This is a genomic window from Shewanella sp. M-Br (genome assembly GCF_036245925.1).
In the GTDB taxonomy this organism is placed as follows: Bacteria; Pseudomonadota; Gammaproteobacteria; order Enterobacterales; family Shewanellaceae; genus Shewanella; species Shewanella oncorhynchi.
Window position 1 is genome coordinate 69,790 of the sequence record NZ_BJBV01000013.1, and the last position, 20,086, is coordinate 89,875.

Here is a 20,086-nt window from a genome sequence, read left to right on the forward strand (position 1 = left end):
GTGAGGCAGTAAATTAATCGTACAGATAAGAGGTAAACAATAAGTTTACGATCAAGGGTTTGCCAGCTTCTTTGGTGATCAAGTTGTTGACCATTTCAAAGCACTCACGACGAATCTCTTCACGACCCGTGAGCGACTTAATCTTCTCTTCCGATTGATTGCCTAACACTTCAACAATTGCGGCTCGCAATAATGGATTATGGAGCTCAATTGTCACTAGATCATCTGGACTCTTTACCATTAACTCAACGCTAATCTTCACAAAACCCAATTTCTTGCGATTAGAAATGTAGTTAGTGACAATTTCGGGTTCGAAACCATAGTAGGCATACTCACCCGTAGGTGGGGTTGCTGCAGCAGGTGCAGCTTCTTTTTCATCGGCCGCATAAACACTGAAAACACTTGTAAACAGGATAAGACAGACTGAGAGTAATTTTTTCATAGCGACTTACGGCTCCCTAAAACAATAATGGTAATGGAAGAAACTTCCCAATCGATATAGCCAAACAACCTGAAAACGCCAGATCAGTATCAGGAGGTAGCTTGGGTATATATGCTCGCGTCGCGACATGCTAGACTGCCGACGTTTGTTTATATTGTAACGAGTATTTAATGAATGTGACTAGCTTAAGCTTTCCCTATGGTGAATCTATTCAGTGGTTTTCAGCCGATCTAGCCGACAAACTCCCCAAATCGCCCTTGAAAGAATGGTTGCTTGCCACTGGCAGCCTAACGCAAAAACTCAAAACTTGCTGCGCTCAATTTGAAGTAAAGATACTAGGCGAAGGACTGCATGCTCCCTTAGAGGGCGAATATCCCCAGCAAGGTGCTGTATGGATCCGTGAAGTCTTGCTTTGCCTCGACTCGATACCTTGGGTATTTGCCAGAACCTTGATCCCTGAAAAATTAATGGCCGAGCGCAAAATGGATTTCCTTAGTTTGGGTACTCGCCCCTTAGGTGAATTACTGTTTAGCCAAGATAATTTCATCCCCGGTAGAATCGAAGTTGCCAGTTTCGAAACCTGTAGTCGCCTTGCCCACTTAGCTGAAAGTTTAGATCAAAGTGTCGAACATGCACTCTGGGGACGCCGCCGCTATTTCCATCACGGTGAGCATGAAATGATCGTCAGCGAAATCTTTCTGCCAGCGGCCGAGCAAGCTATCCGTCAGTTGTAAACTTTAGACTTCATCCAAAGCTTAGTCAGAATTTAGCCTCAAGACAGATAAAAAATGCCTCTAGATCAGAGGCATTTTTGTTCGGGTTTCAAACAATCAACTTAGTGGACATTTAACTTAGTGCACATTTAACTGGCGGCGCCAAGTCAATAAGCTAAGAAAGGCAAGGCTTAACCAGCCTAAGCTGCCGCCACCTGAACTCTCACTGGCCGGCGGAGTTACTGGAGGCGTAACAGGTGCAACAACCGTTACCGTCGAACTGCTAATCGCCTTAGTATTTTGCGCATCTGTCACTGTAAGCTTCACAGTATAAGTGCCCGCCTTCGCATAGGTATGGGTTGGCGCCGTGACAGTGCTTGTCGTGCCATCACCAAAATCCCAAGTGTAGGTTAATACTCCCATACCACCATCAATATTACTGGTGAAGCTTACTGCTAATTGGTTGACAGTATTAGTAAAACTGACAGTTAACGGCGCTATAGCATCAGAGTTCGCATTAGCAAGACGAATAACCGCAGTACTATTGTTGCTGGCTTGAGATAGTACCTGCATTGTCAACCCTAGCTGCTGCAACACCATACCTGACTGTGGCTGTAGTGGCGCGCTGTAATCAAAACTGTCATCGAACAGGCTGACAGCATCGCGATGATTGTCCTCCAAATAGAAGGTTTGATTTACTGTACTAAAGGCCGCATCACGAATTTGTACGTCGGTAGAGCGAGTGCCAATCATATTCTGGTCAGCATCAATCACGCCAATCAAGCCATGGCCCGCATGATCGGAGACATTATTGTCACTGTAACCAAAATCTTCTAACCAGACTAATACACCAGGCTCAAAACTTGCCACGTTTAAGCCAGCATCGACACCGTTATGGCTACGCAGTTGGATAAGATAGCGAGATGCCGCCCCAGGACGTGAGTCCTTAATCCGGCTATAACCGTAAAACGTCACTTTATCCGCGACTTCAGCGTTATCACTATAGAACTCAGCGGTATTTTGTTTAACGCTGATGTTATCGAGAGTGATACCTGACCCTCCGGTATAGTCATCGGTGACATAATTGATCTCGACCGCAATCGTTTTCCCTGAATAGGCAGATAAATCATACTCTAACGTTACCCAAGCATCATTGCCCTCCGCCTGAGCAATCGCAGACGACTCGCCAGTAATAATATGACGAGCGCTATTTACCCCATTGTTAAACTTAGTGTGATTACCCGCAATAGCCTCACCATCCACTTTCACTTGCATGTAGTCATAGTCACGTTCAATACTCCAACTGGCTTTCATACTCAGGATCAGTTTATCTGTCGTGACTGCGGGCAAAGTAACATTGAAATTCATGCTGTTATTCAGCATATCCCCTTGACCAGAATAATACTGATAACTGCCCTGATAAGGTGCTTTAAAGGGGATTGGCGTTGGAGGAAGTGGAATAGAGACTTGGTTAACCGCCTGATGATTAACCGCCTCATTCAAGGTCACATCCATGCCTGATTTAGGAATACTATCTAAGCTGATTTCACGTTCATTCAACCACTTACCTTTATATCTTTCCTGTAGGTAAGAACGCGCATAGGGACTAAAACCACTCGGCTGGGCACCAGCGATAGCGCCAGCCCAACTGCCTCCAGACATCAAAGACCATAACCCCACAGGCGAGCCGTCTTTATTGGTGTTATCAGTGGTATCGTATTCATCTGGCAGACCTAAATCATGGCCAAATTCGTGGGTACATACGCCCGTTGCCGCATCGATAGGCTGAATGGTGTAACCGAATACTTTTTTGTCCGTACCAGGAAGCGCATAGCCATTGGTTACTTGGTCAACAAAAAATCGATGCGACCAAATTGCACTCGCGCCTAAAGCTCCACCACCGGCTTCTTCACCTATGCTAGAGTGGAAAATCATCACATGGTCGATAATGCCATCGGGCTCATCGTAATTACCGTTATTGTTCAAATCATTTTGATCTTCAATATCATAGCTAGCCAGCTCTGCTTCAGACATATTTGCAACAGCTTGAGATACGGCTTCTTTTACCAATTGTTCGACCTGTGAATCACTACGGGTATCTGGATCATTAACACCATAGTATTCAGCATTTTGCGAGGCGGTATACCAGCCCTTCACATCCCCAGTAAAGGAGAAGGTTTGCCCAGAAACCGCTTGATAATATTGATACCCCGAATCTAACGTCTGCCCCTGTGGACCTTTGAAGCCCGTAGGCGAAAAGAGTAATTCCTTGTAGTGGGACGCAGGATAACTCGGGTAATACATGTCTGTATCCCCCGCTTTTAAGCCATTGTCATCATGTTTTAGATCAGCAAAATCCACTAATACTGTGAGCACTTTAACGGTTTTCTTTACATCCGCATCGGCCTGTAAACGCTGTGCGGGTGAGCGCATCATTTGCGATGATTTAGCTCTTTGTAGACGCGCATGTTCAGCTTCAACTTCAATGCGCGGCGCTTTAGGTTGTGCCAAAGTGGCGCGATGAATATAAGCCTCTATCGCCTCCTGCTTTACGCTATCACTGGCATCGGCGGCCACTTCGCCACGCTTAATCAACCAATATAAAATTCGATCTTTATTAATCACACCCGCATCTGCAGGCGTATGATTCGGAGCCGCAATACTCGCGCCGCTAATCAATGCCAACATCAGTCCAAACGCTGTTACGCCTTTTGTACTTCGCATTTTTAACATCCTTCTGTAACAGCCAACGCCATTCTATTTATTAAGACTAGTGTCTCTTTGCATTAAGACAAATTACCTTTAATGAGTAACCTACTCAGGGTTTATCCGTCTTCAAGTGATAGAGACAGATTTTTCGACATTAGCAGCACTGCACCTCAGTAACAACTTGATACACCTGTTCGCAGGTAAGATTTGCACTTTTGTCAGCAAATACTCAGCAAACCTCTGTGCTGACTCAATTCCAAGCCAAATCTCAGCCATAAAAAAACCGCATTAACAACGTTAATACGGTTTCGTTTTGATCAAACTAGATAAAGTTAGCCAGCGGTTTTCAGATAGTTTGAAATACCGTCGAGGAACATTTGCACTGAGATCATGACCAGCACCATACCCATCAAACGCTCGACCGCTGTGAGCCCCTTTTCCCCCAGCACACGGGTGAAAAGTTTATAAAACATTAAGATCACCGCACTCGCCCCCCAAGCTGACACTAACGCTATGGTCCAATCGCCCATACGTGAGCTATCGGTATGCGCCAGTAAAATCAAGGCTGCAAGAATCGATGGGCCAGCCATCAAGGGAATAGCCATAGGCACGATAAAAGGCTCTTCTCCCGCGGCTAATCCAACGACACCACCGGGTTGGGGGAAGATCATCTTAATCGCGATCAAAAACAGAATAATACCGCCTGCAATACTCACAGATTCGGAACGAAGATTTAAGAAACTTAAAATGGCTTCACCCGCATAAAGAAAAGACAGCATGATCACTAAGGCGAAAAGTAACTCTCGGATCAGTACCTTACGACGTTTCTTGGGATCGATATGTCGCAGAATCGATGCAAAAATCGGCAAATTCCCCAAAGGGTCCATGATCAGAAACAACATTACCGCAGCAGAAAATATATCCATTTAACGTATCAACACCCAAGCCAACATAGGCCCATATTATATACCCAAACAACCTGAAGATGCAGGATTCAGCGGGAATGTAACGCACTTTAGGCAAGGCCCTTTATTGCTCCTGCATAAATGGCATTCACGCCATCCATGGCGATTGCGGTTATTTGCGGACCTAGTGGGCTAAGTTAAAAATAACCAACACGGCATAAAGTACGTTACAACCCGCCGGAACGGAGCGCCTAGGGAGCTCCACTTCCGTGTTGCAACAATTCAAAAGGTGGCCGACATTCTGTCATTGATGCGCCTTGAATTGAAGCACCCTAGGCGCTCTGAAACTCGTATATTCAGGTAGCTTGGGTATAGTACCTTTTCTCGAGTTAGATCCGAAAATTTCTCCGCAGAATGGTCAAAGTGAATAAAATTCTCCCCTTCAAAACACAGTATAAAATGTCAGTTGAGTAAATTGCCTGCAAGTCACTGCTCACTTTGCTTTACAGCTGGTATACTATGGCGTTTTTTCAGCAAATTTTCCGTGGAATCCATGCTCTATCTTCTTGCTAGCTGTATCGCACTCTTAATTGGCCCTCTGTTTTATCGCTACTTCTCATCGAGTAGTGGCTTACAAAAGGGGCTCGATGGTTTTATATTCGTCTCATTAGGCGGATTAGTGCTGATCCACATCTTGCCAGAATTACTCGAGCATGGTGGCATGCTTGCGATCGTCTTTGTACTCCTCGGCATCTGGGGGCCTACCGCCAGCGAACGCCTATTTCACCGTTATTCAGAAGTCACCCATAATTTTACGCTTTTCTTGGGTATTGGTGGCTTATTACTGCATACCATCACCGATGGCACCGCTATGGTTTTGGCGCAGCAAGACGATAACTCCATTCTGCTAGCTCTTGGTGTCATACTCCACCAATTACCCGTCGGTTTTGCAGTATGGTGGATACTTAAACCCCATCTCGGAACACGTTGGACACTCATGATCTTTGCAGCCCAGATGCTATTTACAGGCATAGGCTATTTCGCCGGTGAGCAACTACTTCCTTATTTAAATATCGATGACACTGTCTACTTACAAGCCTTTATTACAGGCACAATTCTGCATGTGGTACTACATCAACCCCATGGTCAGCATGAAAGTGATACGCAAGGCAAATATGAATACCAAGCTGGCATAGGTAGTTTGCTCGGCATCGGCTTACTCGTGATGTTGCTATTAAAGGATTCAGGCGGCCACGAACATGCCCACCATGATCACAGCACAGAGCAATTAATAACTTGGCTATTAAAGCTCGCACCCGTGTTGCTGCTGAGCTATGGTGCGGCTGCGCTGCGCTTTAAATTAGGTTTGACGCCGCAGGATAGCAGTTTAGCCCGTCGCTGGTTCCAACGCTTAGCTGGGCCTGAAGCCTTAGTGATCACAGCTCTACTTCTTGGTCCTTGGTTAGCATTATTCCAATTGCTTGTAGTGTTTATTCTGAGTGCGTATTTAAGCCATGCTAACGTCACCATTACCGATCCACACACTAAATTACCCAGCAATTCACTGCGTTTCGGCTTTGCTCATTTAGTCGATCGCAGCGCACCTTGGATTTTACTCAGCCTAGTATTAGTGAATTTAATTGGCCACCCTTCAATACCCTTAAGCAATCCATTGCTACAGGTTGTTGTGCTATTGCTTGTATTTTTACCTATGCGTTTCTGCAACTTAGGCGCCGCCGTCCTCGCTCTTGCACTGGCCTATAGTGGCTGGAATCCTATTGCGATTATGATGCCGCTGATTGCTGCACCTGTGCTCAACATAGCTCAGCTTAAGTTAATGACATGGACGCAAAGGGCGATATTACTGAGTATTATTGCGCTGAGCTTAGCCGCAGCATTACGCTTGCCACTATGGTTCTCCTTATTTACCTTGCCTGAAGTCGTGAACTTAATTGCTCTACTGATCCTCTCAGGGTTGTTTGCCGCCAGCTTACTGCGCTTAGGTCCACGTAAATTTTTACGCCGCTTAATGCTCAGCAAACCTGCAGTTCATACGCATAGTCACGCCCATAGGCATTCCCACGAGAATACACATACTCATGAATCTAGCGCTTCGCACACAGACGAGCAGAAACCTGTTGTGACACCTAGTGCCAATAAACATGCACATGAACACGCAAAAACAGATAAGCACTCGCACCACTAACGCTGTTCATTTGTGAGCAGACAGGCTAAGTTAATCTACCTTTGGATTAATTTAGCCTGCTATGTGCATACTCTTTGTCGCCATTAATGCCCATCCTAAGTATCCCTTAATCATCTGTGCCAACCGCGATGAGTTTCATCATAGACCAACTGCGCCAGCGCATTTTTGGCCGCCGGAAGAAAACATACTCGCGGGTAAAGATCTGCAGGCCGGTGGCACTTGGTTTGGTATCAATAAACAAGGACAAATCGCTGGCGTAACCAATCTGCGCGTTCCGCAAAAGAACCCTGAAGCCATGCGTAGTCGTGGCGAGCTAATTACTATGACGCTCAACTCAGGGTCGCTCGTGTGCCCTAATTGGCTCGTTGAACATAGCGACAATTATCAGCCGTTCAATCTCATCTTCGGCCAAGGTACTGACTTATATTGTTTTAACAGTATCAATAAAGACACAGTAAAACTTGCCGATGGATTTCATGCCATTAGCAATGGTGCACTCGATGATATTTGGCCGAAAATGGCGAAGGGACAGCAGGCGTTAGAAGCGGCAATCAGCCAGTCCAGCAGTATAGAAGTGCAAGTACTGTTACAACTAATGAAAGACGATTCCCAGCCGCAAGATAATGAGCTGCCGAATACGGGAGTGGGGATCGAGTGGGAACGGCGTTTAGCTGCGATTTATATTCGTCACCCCGACTATGGCACCCGCTCCACCAGCATTCTGCTTGAAGATGCTGAGGGCGGTATGCATTTCACCGAAGTGAGATACGATGGCAAAGGTAGACAGCTTGGACAGCAGGATTTCCATTTACCCCTGCCCGCCGAGCCGCCCACCAAACCAGACTGTTTATTATTGCAAATCTAATTTGAACTGCTGTGCAGCACTGAGTGTAAAGGACACGGTTTAGTCTGAACTGTGGTCCATAGTGATCACCCAACGATCGTCGATTTTTTCAATCAACAGAGTAAACACGCCCGTTGGGGCATCTTTTATCCGCCGTAAATCCCAGCGCCCAACAACCATAGCGGCGTAATTACTGAGCATTTTGATTTCTTTGATAGTGAACTTCAGTTCACCAAGCGCTTCTTTATTTGGATAATTTTTCTTATAGGCAGCGAGAGTTTCTTCCCAGCCAAAACGAAACTTACCATTAGAGACAAAACGCAGTTGATCATTCTTCCAATAGCCTTGCATATAAGCATCGAGATCGCCGCGATTCCAGGCGTCTTCTTGGCCTTTGAGCATCTGCGTAATTTCATCCGTCGGCACCGCATTAACATGACAAGTCAGCAAGAGTAACAGTGCCGCAAAAACACGCTGCCAGATAACCTTGTTTAATAGTCCATTTTTCAACATAGTATCGTTCCCCCACAATCAATCAGGTTAAACTGTATTATACCCAAGCTACCTCAAGATACGAGTTTCAGAGCGTCTAGGGTACACCAATTCAAGGCGCTTCAATGAAAGAATGTCGACCACCTTTTGAATTGATGCAACACGGAAGTGGGGTGCCCTAGGCGCTCCGTCCCGGCGGGTTTTAACGCATTTTATGCCGTGTTGGCTATTTTTAACTTAGTCCACTAGGTCCGCAAATAGCCGCCTTGCCTAAAATGCGTTCAATTCCCGCTGAATCCTGCATCTTGAGGTTGTTTGGGTATATCGCGAATTAAGTACAGACTATCTTGTTTAAGCCAGTTTAAAATCTAAAAAAGCTGATGATATTATTAATTTTTCGACTCTGGGCACCGAACTATGTTTACACCACTTTGCCGTTGGCTACTTAAGCTTTCAGGCTGGCAGATAGAAGGCCAACTGCCCGACAGCGCTAAATACATCATTATAGTCGCGCCGCATACCAGTAACTGGGACTTCATCGTAGGCATCTTAGCTCGTGGTGCTCTGGGCACTCGAATTCACTTTCTCGGTAAACACCAACTCTTTATCCCGCCTTGGGGCTGGTTCTTCCGCGCCATTGGCGGCAGCCCAGTGGATAGAAGCAAAAACAATAACTTAGTCGATGCTGCCGTACAGCTGTTTGAATCGAAAACCGATTATAAGCTAGCGTTGGCGCCCGAAGGCACCCGTAGCCCAGTGACGCGCTGGAAGTGCGGCTTCTACCATATTGCCTGTAAGGCTCACGTACCTATCACTCCCGTTGGCTTAGACTTTAGCCGCCGCACTGTCGTTATCCGTACGCCATTGCAGCCCAGTGGTGATATCGCGACCGACATGCACGAGATTTTGAGCTTCTATCGCACCATTAAAGGCCGTCATCCTAAGGTGATCCCTGATTTTGTGGCGAGCACGAAGCATTAATCTTTCCCCCTATTTAGAGCGGCACACATGCAACCCGAAACTTGGTTACTCTATCTCTTGGCCATTGTATTGATTGGGATCTCACCCGGCCCCATCGCTATGTTGTCTATGTCCAACGGGATCCATTTCGGCAAGATGCGCAGCATAGCCACAGGCCTTGGCAGTGTGAGTGCCGCTTTAGTCTTGATGATGGCGTCAGCGGCGGGATTAGGCGCCATTATCAGCACCTCAGAATACGGTTTTACCTTGCTAAAATGGTGTGGCGCAGCCTATTTAGTGTTTTTAGGCATCAAGTTGTTGTTGACTAAGAACCAAGTTCAACCCCTTGAGATCGGCCAATCAAAAGGCAAAGGCACGCCAAGACAACTTTATCAGCAGGCGTTTCTAGTGGGGATCAGTAATCCCAAGGATTTACTGTTTTTTGCCGCGCTGTTTCCGCAATTTATCGATCTTGCCGCGCCGCAATTACCGCAACTTATGATACTGGCAGCCACTTGGGCCATAGTGGATTTTAGCTTTGTGATGATTTACGCCAGCATGGCCAATGTGCTTGCGCCCAGCCTAAAGGCGAGCAACAAGCTGCATTGGTTTGACAGAACCAGCGGCGGTGTATTTCTTACCTTAGCCGCGATTCTGATCAGTCGAGACTAACCCTCGACCTTCACCGATTTTAAGCTACGAATATCGTTGCCCGTTGGCGCTTGGAATGCCTGCAGACCAAACTCAGGCAATATCGCAAAAATATGGTCGAAGATATCCGCTTGTATCGCTTCATAAAATGCCCAGCGAGTGTCGTTAGTGAAGATATAAATCTCGATCGGTAGACCCTCTGTGGTTGGCGCGAGCTGCCGCACCATTAGGGTCATGTCCTTGTGCACCTTATCGTGACGCTGTAGGTATTCCTGCAGGTAAGCGCGGAAGGTGCCAACGTTAGTCAAATGGCGACCATTCACTTTCATATCAAGGTCAGAGACTCTGGCATTCGCCTCACGAATTTCATTTATTTTTGCGGGGAAATATTCTTTTAAGCAATTGATCTTACTGAGACGTTCGCGCTCTTCCTCGGTCAAAAACTTTATACTGTTGATATCGATATTGATCGCGCGTTTGATCCTGCGACCACCCGACTCAGACATACCCCGCCAGTTGCGAAACGCATCCGACACTAAGGCATAAGCAGGGATCATAGTGATGGTTTTGTCCCAGTTACGCACTTTCACTGTGGTCAGCGAGACTTCTTCTACCGCACCGTCGGCGCCGTATTTGTCCATCTGGATCCAGTCGCCTTTACTCACCATACGGTTTGCCGCTAACTGAATGCCCGCCACAAAACCTAAGATAGTGTCGCGGAACACTAACATCACAAAACCCGTTGCCACACCTAAGCCGCTGAGGAAGTACACAGGTGATTGATCGGCCAAGATTGAGATAGAAACGATAATCCCAACAAAGAATAAAAATAGCTTAGTTAACTGTACGAAACTCTTAACAGGCAAGCGCCGACTCACCAGATTCACATCTGAAATTTCATCAACCGCATCCATACCTGCATACATAGCGCGGATAATCAGCACCACTAACCAAATACTCAGTAATCGGTCGACTAGCCCGCTTAGCAGTGGATGCTCAGTCAGCGCGATTGGCACCAATAGATTAAGTACGATAGCGGGCACAAGCATGGCCAGCTTTTCAAGTACCTTATAACGCATGAATACATCGTCCCACGTCGCCTTAGAGCGCAGGATCACCATATTCACCGCACGAATCACCACGCGTCGGACAATAAAATAAGCGATGCTCGCTAACAGTAAGCAAGCAATGACCATAACTGTGGTCGATATTCCATCAGAGGGTTGGCTATCAATCCCAAAGCCCGCTAACCATGCCGAAATTTCGAGCCTTATTTCCTGATCCACAATTTCACTCCAACGTAGGCGCTAGCGCAACAAACCCATACAAAGGTAACTGCCGAGTTAACCTCGGTTAAATATCACCCTAGAAAACACTCAAATCAAAACACAAAATATTTACAAATACTTATTTTAAAAGAGATTTTAGCATTTTGAATTGACCCCGCACACAGGAAAATGAACAATATTTCCCCTATCCCTAAGGAAACCATCCCATGTGTCGTCATTCATATACGCTAGCCTGTCTTAGCATTGGACTCCTGAGCCTATGCCAACCGCTTCAAGCGGCCGAATATAGCACTTCTAAGCAATTAGTTAGGCCAGATAAATCAGACGAAACTGCCAATGCACCTTATATCGCTCTCATGCTCGATTATATTCCCGCCACAGATAATCTCTATGGCATTACAATCGCCCCCTATCATTTCGATAATAATTACCAACAATGGGGTTATTACCTAGGCTATGCCCGCAGTCGTGAAACCGATATTATCGTGCCAGAACCCGCGCAGTCCTATCGCCAAGAAAGCCTCTTCCGCTTAGGCTTAAGCTACAGCTTAACGGCAGATTTAAGCTTTTATGCCGGAGGCAGCGGCTATATCAGCACTGTGTCTTACACGAATAACATTTCACCCAAAATTGTCGATGGCAAACCCACATGGGAAGAAGATAAAACAACCCGTTGGGGCGCAGAAGCTGGGCTAAGATATCGAATCACTGAGCACTTCATACTGAGTGCCGGTTATAACTCCAGCACAGAATCCACTATTTTAAGCATAGGTTACGCGGGCTAAGCTCCTAGCGATTGGGCTTGAGCTTGAACTTGGGCTTGAGCTATTTATTGCGTTAGCTCGGCTCGCGCCTTAGCAAGTTCAGCCTCGACTTCGGCGACTTTATTGCGTTTCTTGTTGATTTTATCCATAGAACGACCTTCTTCTATGGCTTTGGCCAATTCGTTTTGGCGCTCGGTGAGTTTTTCCTCTAAGGCCTCAACTTTAGCGACTCGCTCGGCGTATAAGCTATCATCGTCGCAATGGGTTGAAACTTCGTCATAGGCCTTTTCAAGTCCCGCGACTTTATGCTTATTACCTGCCGCTTTTGCTTGGGCAAGTTCGGCACTAATAGCATCTAATTTCGCCGCGCAACCCACTTTCGGTGCTTCAGCAGCCAAAGTGACAGTACTAAATGCCAATCCAATCACTAAGCCATAAATTCCATGTTTCATCTGCATCTTAATCTCCTGTTACTTTATTCATTGAGCATACCGCTCATGTACACCTATCTAATAGTGCCACAGTCAGCTAGCTCAATCTGTACTAGCGTTAAAATCTCGCCATTAATCCACTTTATTCATCAAAACACGACTTAGACAGTGACTAACATGCGGCAAATTGTTTATGTTAGGGCAGAATATTGACTCAGACGGATATCGGAGCCAGAAAATTAATGCACACTTCATTACGCCTTAGCGCACTTAGCTCATTGTTATTGCTAACATCATCGGTTATGGCCGCCGACGTAGCCAATATCACCCTAGAAAATGGCGCCCAAGTCAGGCTCAAAGACGACTTTACCTGGGAATACGTGATCACTGAAACCAAAGCCGCGCCCAATGCCTTAGCCGCTACAGCCGTAGCAAGTGCATCGAGCAATGTTGCCAGTGTCCCAAGTGCCGCAGTTACCACTCAAACTGTTGCTGCGCCAGTCACCACATTGACCGCCACTGCGATTACCCAACCTGAGCTATTAGGCTCAACGGCAAAAGATGGGATCAAAGTCAGCTTTGCTGAAGGTCAATGGAAAGGCGACAAACTCGGACTCAGCTTCGATCTCGCCAGCACCAGCAATGAACACGTTACCTTAGTTGAAGTTGAAGCTAGCTTCTTCGCCGATAATGGTACTTTGCTCAAAACCGAAAAACTCGAAGTGTGGGAAGCCATTTTCCGTATGCCTGAGACCTATCTACGCAAAGGCGAACAGCGTAAAAGCAGCGTCATTTGGGTCGAAGGCATAGATAAATCCCAATGGCAGAAGCAGCTCATTAACCTCACAATCACCGAAATTAACTCACGCTAACATGGCCAAGAAGTAAGGGATTGCAAACCCGTTTTCAATCCCTTATCAACACTTTTATCAAATGTTATTGCTTTGTAGAGCCTGTGTTCGAGTAGAATGACAACACTTACTCTCCCTTTATTTTGAGCCCACGAGCAAGATGCATAATCTGATATCCAATCCAGCATTGTACCTTGTTGCTACGCTCTGCAGTGTCAGCCCCTTGTGTTATGCCGACACAGTTTTTTTGATCAATGGCGATAAAATTAGCGGTGAAATTAAAGAGTTTAACGATCAAAATCTCATCATCAACACCAGTTATGCCCCTAAAATTACCATTCAACGCAGTGCCATTCTCAGCCTCGAAGTCACAGATACTAGACCTTGGAGTGTCAGTCGTTCCATACAGGACATAAGAATTCAAGCCTCTAATGAACATGGCATGGTATTAATTAATAACCAGCACACTCCCGTGAGTGAGTTGAGATTTTCGCAGCACTATGCAAACTCAGATTGGAATTTTAACGGTAGTGTAGAAACCACACTTGATGTCACCAAAAACAAGAAAAATAGTCAGAAGCTACATATCAAAGGCGATATCACAGCGGAAACCTTGCAATGGCGACATAATCTCAAGACCGAAGTGCGCTACGAAACCGAAGATGACGTGACTAAGCGCAACACCCTCGAAGGACATTATTCATTAGACTATCTACTCAATGAGCATTGGCTGTTACGTCAGGAAGATTTTTATGAAGAAGATAAACTCGGCATCGATAGCCATAGCTATTATGCAGCGCTCGGTCCTGGTTATCGCTTTTGGGGTGCTGGGCGCGATAAATTAGACTTCGTCGTAACCTACAACCATTTTTGGCTTGAACAACAGTCCTTTAAACAAGAACTAAATGCTTGGGCGGCCTCACTTAACTATAAACAATATTGGTTTGGTGGCATTTTAGAGTCCTATGCCGATCTGCAAATTGCCTTCCCAGATATGCCTTCGATTGATTACATCTCAAACTCGACAGTAGGACTTAAATATCTGCTAACTCAGCGGATTTATTTGTCATTTAAATATGACTTCAATGACACTAAAACTGTGATAGGCAATACGAGAGATACCAGCTACACCTTAGGATTAGGGGTTAACTTCTAATCCTGATTCCCGATACGCTAACCTGTGAGCAATAGGATGTTCATCATTCAATTGCAGTAAATCCCATAAGTTACCGTAGAGATCTTTAAACACAGCGACTGTGCCATAGTCTTGTTCTTGCGGCTCGCGCGCAAACTCCACGCCATCGGCGACCATACGGCGATAATCACGCCAAAAGTCATCGGTATTCAAGAATAAAAACACCCGACCACCCGCCTGATTACCGATAAAATTGAACTGCTCAGGTTTAGACGCCCGCGCTAACAAGATAGACGCGCCCTTAGAACCCGGTGGGGCAACAACGACCCAGCGCTTATCTTGCTCGGCTTGATAAGTGTCTTCGACTAATTCAAATTTTAATTTATTCACATAAAAATCAATCGCCTCGTCGTAATCTCTTACGACTAAGGCGATATGCACTAGAGCTTGTTTCATGGCGACCTTAAATCAATCCTATTTAGTCACCAGTTTACAGATCATTTCTGGTGCTTCGTAGCCCCAAACCACTTTCGCTTCGCCTTGATGTTCCCATAGGCTTTCATTGCGGCCTTGATACTTAGCGCCGCTGCCGCTGGGTTGCACAAACATTAATGAAGTACTATCACCATGTTCAGCAATCAGGGTGGCAGGTTCGGTTTTAAAATAAGTCACGACAACTTCGTTAGCTGGATTGCCGTCACAGGCATAAAACACTGGGCCGGTCATATCGACTAAACGATATTGTGCCTGCAGTTCGGCAATGCGGGTTTGATAGCTAGATTCAATGCACGCGTGCTTATCGTCGCTCTTCCAGCATTCATTACGGCCTTTCACCCAACCACGTTGCATCGCCTTTAAAGTAGGAGGTTGTTCATTCTTCGCTTTTTCAAGCGCTTGGCTATAAACCTTAGCTAACTGATTATCAAGTTGGTTCAGCCCTGCATCCTTACAGACCATGTCTTCAATACTGCCAGCATTCACTTTCGTGCAGTCAAAAGAAGGTGCATTAGCCGCCATTACTCCCGCACTTAACGCGCTAACCATCACGCCTGCGGCACTGTACCATTTGAAACCCAATCGATTACTTATCATCTTATTTGTCAACTTAGCCATCTCAATTCCTTTGTATTTCTGTGGTTTGTTTTAACGCTTGCCATAGCTAACCCTATATAGGCTTAACCGAGCCTGACTCAAAGCACTCTGCCTTGAAGAACCATGCCTTAAAGTGTACTCCTAGTGATGTGATTTACTTTTATCTCGGTTCTAACTTAAGACTTAACCCTCAGCCGATATGCTGCGAAAACACCTAATTCTAGTGCGCTGCGAGGAAAATGCCCAGAGACTAAAGCCACTTACCAATCTGTGTCCGCCTGCATAATCGGACTCTCTAGCGCTAAAAAACCACAAAATCCTGATGAAATCGACCTACTCCAATTTGCGCATAGCTGATTAAACTGAATGTCAAAACGGTTAATTTTTTGCTTTGCACGCGATAGTGGTTGAATTTTCGAGTAAAATTGACTATTTTCACGCCGTTTGTCTCTTCACAAGGAAAAGGATCAACATGGAACAAGTTATTACCGCAGGGAACGAGAATCCCATTCAAATGACAGATATTGTCTATTCGAAGGAAAAATCGCTGTTCACTCTGTTAGCTATTATTTCTGGGATCGTCTGGGCGGCATTGATCATAGGCACTTTTGGCATGGCGCTGCTCTATGTGTTGATGTTTTTCATTATTTATCTCTTTAGCCACTCCGCCTTTATCAGCTACTTAAAAGGCACGGCTGTCGAAATCAATGCAGAGCAGTTTCCTGAATTACATAAACAATATTTAGCGTGTTGCGAACGTTTAGAAATGCGCGAGCCACCACGCGCTTACTTATTGGCAGCTGATGGCATGTTAAACGCACTGGCGACACGCTTCCTCGGTCGCAACTATATAGTGCTATTTTCATCGATTGTGGATGCGCTTGAGTCAGATAAAGATGCGCTCAACTTCTATATCGGCCACGAGTTAGGCCATATTCGCCGCAATCATATAGGTAAAGCGCCCTTCTTAGTCTTCGCCACTTGGTTACCTTTAGTAGGTGCGGCTTATTCTCGCGCCTGTGAATATACCTGCGATCTCCACGGATTACGTTGCTGCAACAGCTTACGTTCAGCCACAAATGCCGTTGCTGTGTTAGCCGCTGGTGTCGAGCAATGGAAACGTATGAATGTGGAGCAATATATCCGCCAAGCCAGTGAGTCGAGTGGTTTTTGGATGTCGCTGCACGAGCTTAATGGCAGCTATCCTTGGTTGACTAAGCGCATGGCAAGAGTCCAAGCCAAAGCACAAGGAGTGGAATATGCACCGCCATCACGCAGTGCATGGGCCTATGTACTCAGCTTCTTTATGCCACGTTTAGGCACAGCAGGCGGTGGATTGATAATCTTCGCTGCGATTATTGGTATTGCTGCAGCAGTCGCGTTGCCAGCGTATAAGGACTATCAAGAGAAAATGGGTGCCACCACGAGTTATGAGGCACCAACCACGACCGAAGCCACACCAGCAGCATTGAATGTACCCGATGCGGCACTGGCCATCGCCAGTATCGACCAGCAACATCAAGCACTGGCACCGATCACTGACATCTTAGTCGGTTACTATCAAACCAACAAAGCTTGGCCAACCGAATTGGATGTGCTTGGACTCACGGACGAGCAGATTGCGACATTTAATCTGTACACAGATGGCATAGTCGGTTTTATAGGAAGCGAAGCACTCGGGGATTATCAAGGCTATGAAGTCTATCTATCGCCTCAAGTTGATGAGCAAAATAATATCACTTGGGTTTGCAGCAGCAACGGTATTCCGGATGAATATCTGCCAGTAGATTGCCAAGGCTAAGATCAAAAAGCGCTGCAAATGCAGCGCTTTTTAGTTGAGGACGAGTTAGCCCTTTTGAATCGTCATAGTCCAAGCAGCATCGCCCTTCTGGGCAAAGTGGGTCACCTCATGCCCGGCTTCAGCCGCCCAGCGGGGAATATTCTCAGTTGCTTGGCCACAATCGTAATCCAGTACCACTTTATCGCCAGCCTCAAGACTCGCAATTAAGCGTTGTAACTCAATTAAAGGAAAAGGGCATAGTTTACCCGTTGTGTCGAGATACTGTTCCATATACAGCTCCTTTATAAACGTTAAATCTGCGCAAGACGCATTGGCCTCAGTAGCGCAAAATAGTTAAAGCACCAACTGCCAAATAAAATAGCAGGGATAAATAGCCAGCCTTGCCACGACAAATAAGCCGTGCCAACGAGCGCATTACCAAGCATGCAACCTCCGGCAAGCCCGCTCCCCACACCCATCAACAGGCCACCAATAAACCCAAATAACACCACTTTATGACCTGGGTAGCGCCAGCGCTGCTCAGCACTGCCCCGAGCAGCGATAAAGGCACCTACAAATAATCCCAAGAGAAAATATCCAGGCCAACTAAAGAACTTAGTGTTACCTGTGGTGACAAGATCCCATAACTGCGCACTCGGGCCACTTATCCCAACACTGCCTACACGGCCACTTTCAAGACTTGCAGGCCATGCAAGTAGCGCCAGTAAACCAATCAGCAAAGCACTTACAAAGGGATGCCAGCGCGCTTCAAACAACCAATGAGCTAAACCCGTTTTACGGGGTGCCATCAGTGCAACCGGACGTTTGCGGCGTTTGAGATAACCCAATGCCAACCACAATGTGAGTAATACGAGGACAAGCACGATCACCCAAGGGGAAACGCCCAGAGTTTGATAGAGCGTTTGGTCCTCAAGTTGATGCTGTTTAAAAGGTTTAAGTAGACCTTTCAACTCATCGAGACGCACTAATTTACTGGCAGCAATAAAACCGAGAACGGCCATCACACTGGCAGCCAACCCTTCGGCAGCGCGGTAATAGGCACCAGTGGAGCAGCTTCCCGCTGCTGCCATACCCACACCAAACAATACACCACCGACTAAGGTTGCCAACCAAGGGAAATGCCCTTCTGGCAATTTAACCCAACCCCATTCGTAAAACAGGAACAGCCCTAGACTTTGGATGCTGATGGCAATCAAAATAGCGATCACCATGGTAAAGTCCCGTTGCAGATAGGTATCGCGGATCCCGCCCGCCATACAAAATCTCCCCCTTTGCATCACAAACCCCATGGCTAAGCCAATACCTAAGCCACTGAGAATAGTCAACATAGTCCTATCCTCAACGCTGGATCAGATAACGAATAGTCGGACCATTCTGCTCAATTTCCAGCACTTTATAACCATGATTTTTAGCATCGAGGGGAATGTTGTTAATAGACTGCGGGCAGTCACTAATCACCTCGAGAATTTCACCGGGCTTTAACTTTGGCATAGCCTCAAGGGTAGCCACTGCGGGATAAGGGCAAGGTTCACCCACCATATCGAGTTGATAATCTGGAATATATTGAGCCATTACGCCGCCTCCGCTAGCAATTGTTCATCACGCTTCGCCTTACGAGCAAAGAAACGTTTTTCCCACAGCAACATAGCGCCAAAGGAGAGCCCCAGCAGCACATAGGTCAGCAATAATCCGCCTTTATCGCCAAAGCTGGTCAGTAAATTCACTTTGTCCCAGTTCGTTGCTAATGGCTGAGCGATATCATCCCAGTAATACGCCAGTAAGGTTGAACCCAACACGTTACCTAAGCCCACCCACCAGAAATGCACTTGGCCTTCGACTGCACGATACATCCAACCCGTTTCACAACCACCAGCCAGTACAATACCAAAACCAAACAGTAAGCCGCCGATCACCGCATTAGGGCCAGCCCACATGATCTTAGGTGGCACACCCAGTTGCACATAGCTGTAAATACCTATCGCACTGACCGCCATACCTAAGATAATCGCCTTCGCCATGTGAGTACGACCAGTGATCCACATATCGCGAAACGCTGAGGTAAAGCAGATTTGGGCCCGTTCGATTAATAAACCAAAACCAACACCACAGAGCATAGCAATGCCGAGTTTTGGCGCATTGAACATAGTCAATAACCCCCAACCGACGATGCCTACAAACACCAACATACCGATACGGAAACGACGTCTAGCTTGGTTTTCGTCCTGCTTGATTGAAGTCGCTTTATTTACCTTTTTCAGTTTTATCGGAATACGGAACATAGGTAGTAAGGTAAATCTTGCACCAAAGTAAGAACCTGCCGCAGTCGCCAAAGCAAAGAACCAAGCATGTAAAGAGAACTGCGGAATACCCGTGAAGAAGGCGGCAAGGTTACAACCCATAGCTAAACGGGCACCAAAGCCAGCAATAATGCCGCCGATCAGTGCCTGAGCAATACGGATACGGCTCTGTGGCATACGCAGTTTGACGTTATTGGCCCAAAGCGCAGCAGCAATACAACCACCAAACATACCGATAATCATCATGCCGTCGATACGATCTAGAGGAGAGCCCTGCAGACCTATCACTTTGAAATAACCCCAAGTTTCTGGTTCTGCACCTAAAAACTGCAGTAAATGACCACCCCAACGAGTGAATTCCCCAGTAACAGCCCAGAAGGTTCCCGTCAAACCAAAATAGTAAGTAGAAAGGATACCTGCAGCGATAACCGCTGGCATAGGCGCCCAAAAACGGACCAAATATTCTTGTTTAAATTGTTGCCATGTCATGTCATTACCCTAATG

21 protein-coding genes are annotated in these 20,086 nt (G+C 46.3%); 9 read left to right on the top strand and 12 right to left on the bottom strand.

Annotation, left to right across the window (positions count from 1 at the left end):
- Nucleotides 1–13 precede the first annotated feature (13 nt).
- On the bottom strand, nucleotides 14–442 hold the full coding sequence (locus tag AAA952_RS12490) for a flagellar basal body-associated protein FliL (protein WP_105250969.1): 429 nt from the start codon (nucleotides 440–442) through the stop codon (nucleotides 14–16).
- A 170-nt stretch (nucleotides 443–612) separates the two neighbouring features.
- Here AAA952_RS12490 and AAA952_RS12495 point away from each other — a divergent pair, with 170 nt between their 5' ends.
- A complete protein-coding gene (locus AAA952_RS12495; RefSeq protein ID WP_131525672.1) occupies nucleotides 613–1,176 on the top strand; it encodes a chorismate--pyruvate lyase family protein in 564 nt (187 codons plus the stop codon).
- Nucleotides 1,177–1,293: 117 nt separating this feature from the next.
- Here the strand turns inward: AAA952_RS12495 and AAA952_RS12500 are convergent, their stop codons facing one another.
- Together AAA952_RS12500 and AAA952_RS12505 are read right to left on the bottom strand one after the other, a co-directional pair.
- A complete protein-coding gene (locus tag AAA952_RS12500) occupies nucleotides 1,294–3,879 on the bottom strand; it encodes an immune inhibitor A domain-containing protein (RefSeq protein ID WP_338257436.1) in 2,586 nt (861 codons plus the stop codon).
- 317 nt (nucleotides 3,880–4,196) lie between these two features.
- Nucleotides 4,197–4,790, bottom strand: coding sequence for a YhgN family NAAT transporter (locus AAA952_RS12505; RefSeq protein WP_011848195.1), 594 nt, complete (start codon nucleotides 4,788–4,790; stop codon nucleotides 4,197–4,199).
- Nucleotides 4,791–5,322: 532 nt separating this feature from the next.
- Here AAA952_RS12505 and AAA952_RS12510 point away from each other — a divergent pair.
- Nucleotides 5,323–6,975, top strand: a complete 1,653-nt coding sequence (locus tag AAA952_RS12510) for a metal transporter (RefSeq protein ID WP_338257539.1) — start codon at nucleotides 5,323–5,325, stop codon at nucleotides 6,973–6,975.
- A 61-nt stretch (nucleotides 6,976–7,036) separates the two neighbouring features.
- Nucleotides 7,037–7,840: an NRDE family protein gene (locus AAA952_RS12515; RefSeq protein WP_338257441.1), complete on the top strand. Its 804-nt coding sequence runs from the start codon at nucleotides 7,037–7,039 to the stop codon at nucleotides 7,838–7,840.
- Between the two features lie 39 nt (nucleotides 7,841–7,879).
- Here AAA952_RS12515 and AAA952_RS12520 read toward each other — a convergent pair whose 3' ends face one another.
- On the bottom strand, nucleotides 7,880–8,332 hold the full coding sequence (locus AAA952_RS12520; RefSeq protein WP_113941260.1) for a YybH family protein: 453 nt from the start codon (nucleotides 8,330–8,332) through the stop codon (nucleotides 7,880–7,882).
- Between the two features lie 396 nt (nucleotides 8,333–8,728).
- Here AAA952_RS12520 and AAA952_RS12525 point away from each other — a divergent pair, with 396 nt between their 5' ends.
- Together AAA952_RS12525 and AAA952_RS12530 are read left to right on the top strand one after the other, a co-directional pair.
- Nucleotides 8,729–9,292: a lysophospholipid acyltransferase family protein gene (locus tag AAA952_RS12525; RefSeq protein ID WP_338257444.1), complete on the top strand. Its 564-nt coding sequence runs from the start codon at nucleotides 8,729–8,731 to the stop codon at nucleotides 9,290–9,292.
- Nucleotides 9,293–9,319: 27 nt separating this feature from the next.
- Entirely contained in the window at nucleotides 9,320–9,943 is a 624-nt protein-coding gene (locus AAA952_RS12530) for a LysE family translocator (protein ID WP_338257445.1), read from the top strand.
- On the opposite strand, the gene AAA952_RS12535 is transcribed toward AAA952_RS12530, so the two are convergent.
- Complete coding sequence (locus tag AAA952_RS12535; RefSeq protein ID WP_338257447.1) at nucleotides 9,940–11,208, bottom strand: mechanosensitive ion channel family protein; 1,269 nt, start codon at nucleotides 11,206–11,208, stop codon at nucleotides 9,940–9,942. The two genes, AAA952_RS12530 and AAA952_RS12535, sit on opposite strands and share 4 nt — an antisense overlap.
- Before the next feature lie 209 nt (nucleotides 11,209–11,417).
- Here AAA952_RS12535 and AAA952_RS12540 point away from each other — a divergent pair, with 209 nt between their 5' ends.
- Nucleotides 11,418–11,996: a porin family protein gene (locus AAA952_RS12540; protein ID WP_219235484.1), complete on the top strand. Its 579-nt coding sequence runs from the start codon at nucleotides 11,418–11,420 to the stop codon at nucleotides 11,994–11,996.
- Nucleotides 11,997–12,040: 44 nt separating this feature from the next.
- Here the strand turns inward: AAA952_RS12540 and AAA952_RS12545 are convergent, their stop codons facing one another.
- Nucleotides 12,041–12,433, bottom strand: a complete 393-nt coding sequence (locus AAA952_RS12545; protein ID WP_263179409.1) for a DUF1090 domain-containing protein — start codon at nucleotides 12,431–12,433, stop codon at nucleotides 12,041–12,043.
- A 215-nt stretch (nucleotides 12,434–12,648) separates the two neighbouring features.
- Between AAA952_RS12545 and AAA952_RS12550 the strand changes: the two genes are divergently transcribed.
- Complete coding sequence (locus AAA952_RS12550; RefSeq protein ID WP_338257450.1) at nucleotides 12,649–13,278, top strand: DUF3157 family protein; 630 nt, start codon at nucleotides 12,649–12,651, stop codon at nucleotides 13,276–13,278.
- Nucleotides 13,279–13,417: 139 nt separating this feature from the next.
- A complete protein-coding gene (locus AAA952_RS12555) occupies nucleotides 13,418–14,413 on the top strand; it encodes a DUF481 domain-containing protein (protein ID WP_338257452.1) in 996 nt (331 codons plus the stop codon).
- On the opposite strand, the gene AAA952_RS12560 is transcribed toward AAA952_RS12555, so the two are convergent.
- Nucleotides 14,396–14,848: a VOC family protein gene (locus AAA952_RS12560; RefSeq protein ID WP_338257454.1), complete on the bottom strand. Its 453-nt coding sequence runs from the start codon at nucleotides 14,846–14,848 to the stop codon at nucleotides 14,396–14,398. The genes AAA952_RS12555 and AAA952_RS12560 overlap by 18 nt on opposite strands.
- Nucleotides 14,849–14,866: 18 nt before the next feature.
- Entirely contained in the window at nucleotides 14,867–15,505 is a 639-nt protein-coding gene (locus AAA952_RS12565) for an MliC family protein (RefSeq protein ID WP_338257455.1), read from the bottom strand.
- Nucleotides 15,506–15,956: 451 nt separating this feature from the next.
- Between AAA952_RS12565 and AAA952_RS12570 the strand changes: the two genes are divergently transcribed.
- Complete coding sequence (locus AAA952_RS12570; RefSeq protein WP_338257457.1) at nucleotides 15,957–17,285, top strand: M48 family metallopeptidase; 1,329 nt, start codon at nucleotides 15,957–15,959, stop codon at nucleotides 17,283–17,285.
- 45 nt (nucleotides 17,286–17,330) lie between these two features.
- Here AAA952_RS12570 and AAA952_RS12575 read toward each other — a convergent pair whose 3' ends face one another.
- The 4 genes from AAA952_RS12575 to yedE are packed head-to-tail and all read right to left on the bottom strand — an operon-like array spanning nucleotide 17,331 to nucleotide 20,071.
- On the bottom strand, nucleotides 17,331–17,555 hold the full coding sequence (locus tag AAA952_RS12575; protein ID WP_173496978.1) for a sulfurtransferase TusA family protein: 225 nt from the start codon (nucleotides 17,553–17,555) through the stop codon (nucleotides 17,331–17,333).
- A gap of 20 nt (nucleotides 17,556–17,575) precedes the next feature.
- Nucleotides 17,576–18,613 (bottom strand): YeeE/YedE family protein, encoded by a 1,038-nt coding sequence (locus AAA952_RS12580; RefSeq protein WP_212600824.1) that lies wholly within the window; start codon nucleotides 18,611–18,613, stop codon nucleotides 17,576–17,578.
- 10 nt (nucleotides 18,614–18,623) lie between these two features.
- Nucleotides 18,624–18,857 (bottom strand): sulfurtransferase-like selenium metabolism protein YedF, encoded by a 234-nt coding sequence (gene yedF, locus AAA952_RS12585; protein ID WP_107946196.1) that lies wholly within the window; start codon nucleotides 18,855–18,857, stop codon nucleotides 18,624–18,626.
- The gene (gene yedE / locus AAA952_RS12590) at nucleotides 18,857–20,071 is read right to left on the bottom strand and encodes a selenium metabolism membrane protein YedE/FdhT (RefSeq protein ID WP_107946195.1); all 1,215 of its coding nucleotides are present in this window, start codon (nucleotides 20,069–20,071) and stop codon (nucleotides 18,857–18,859) included. The genes yedF and yedE overlap by 1 nt, the downstream gene beginning before the upstream one ends.
- Between the last annotated feature and the right edge of the window lie 15 nt (nucleotides 20,072–20,086).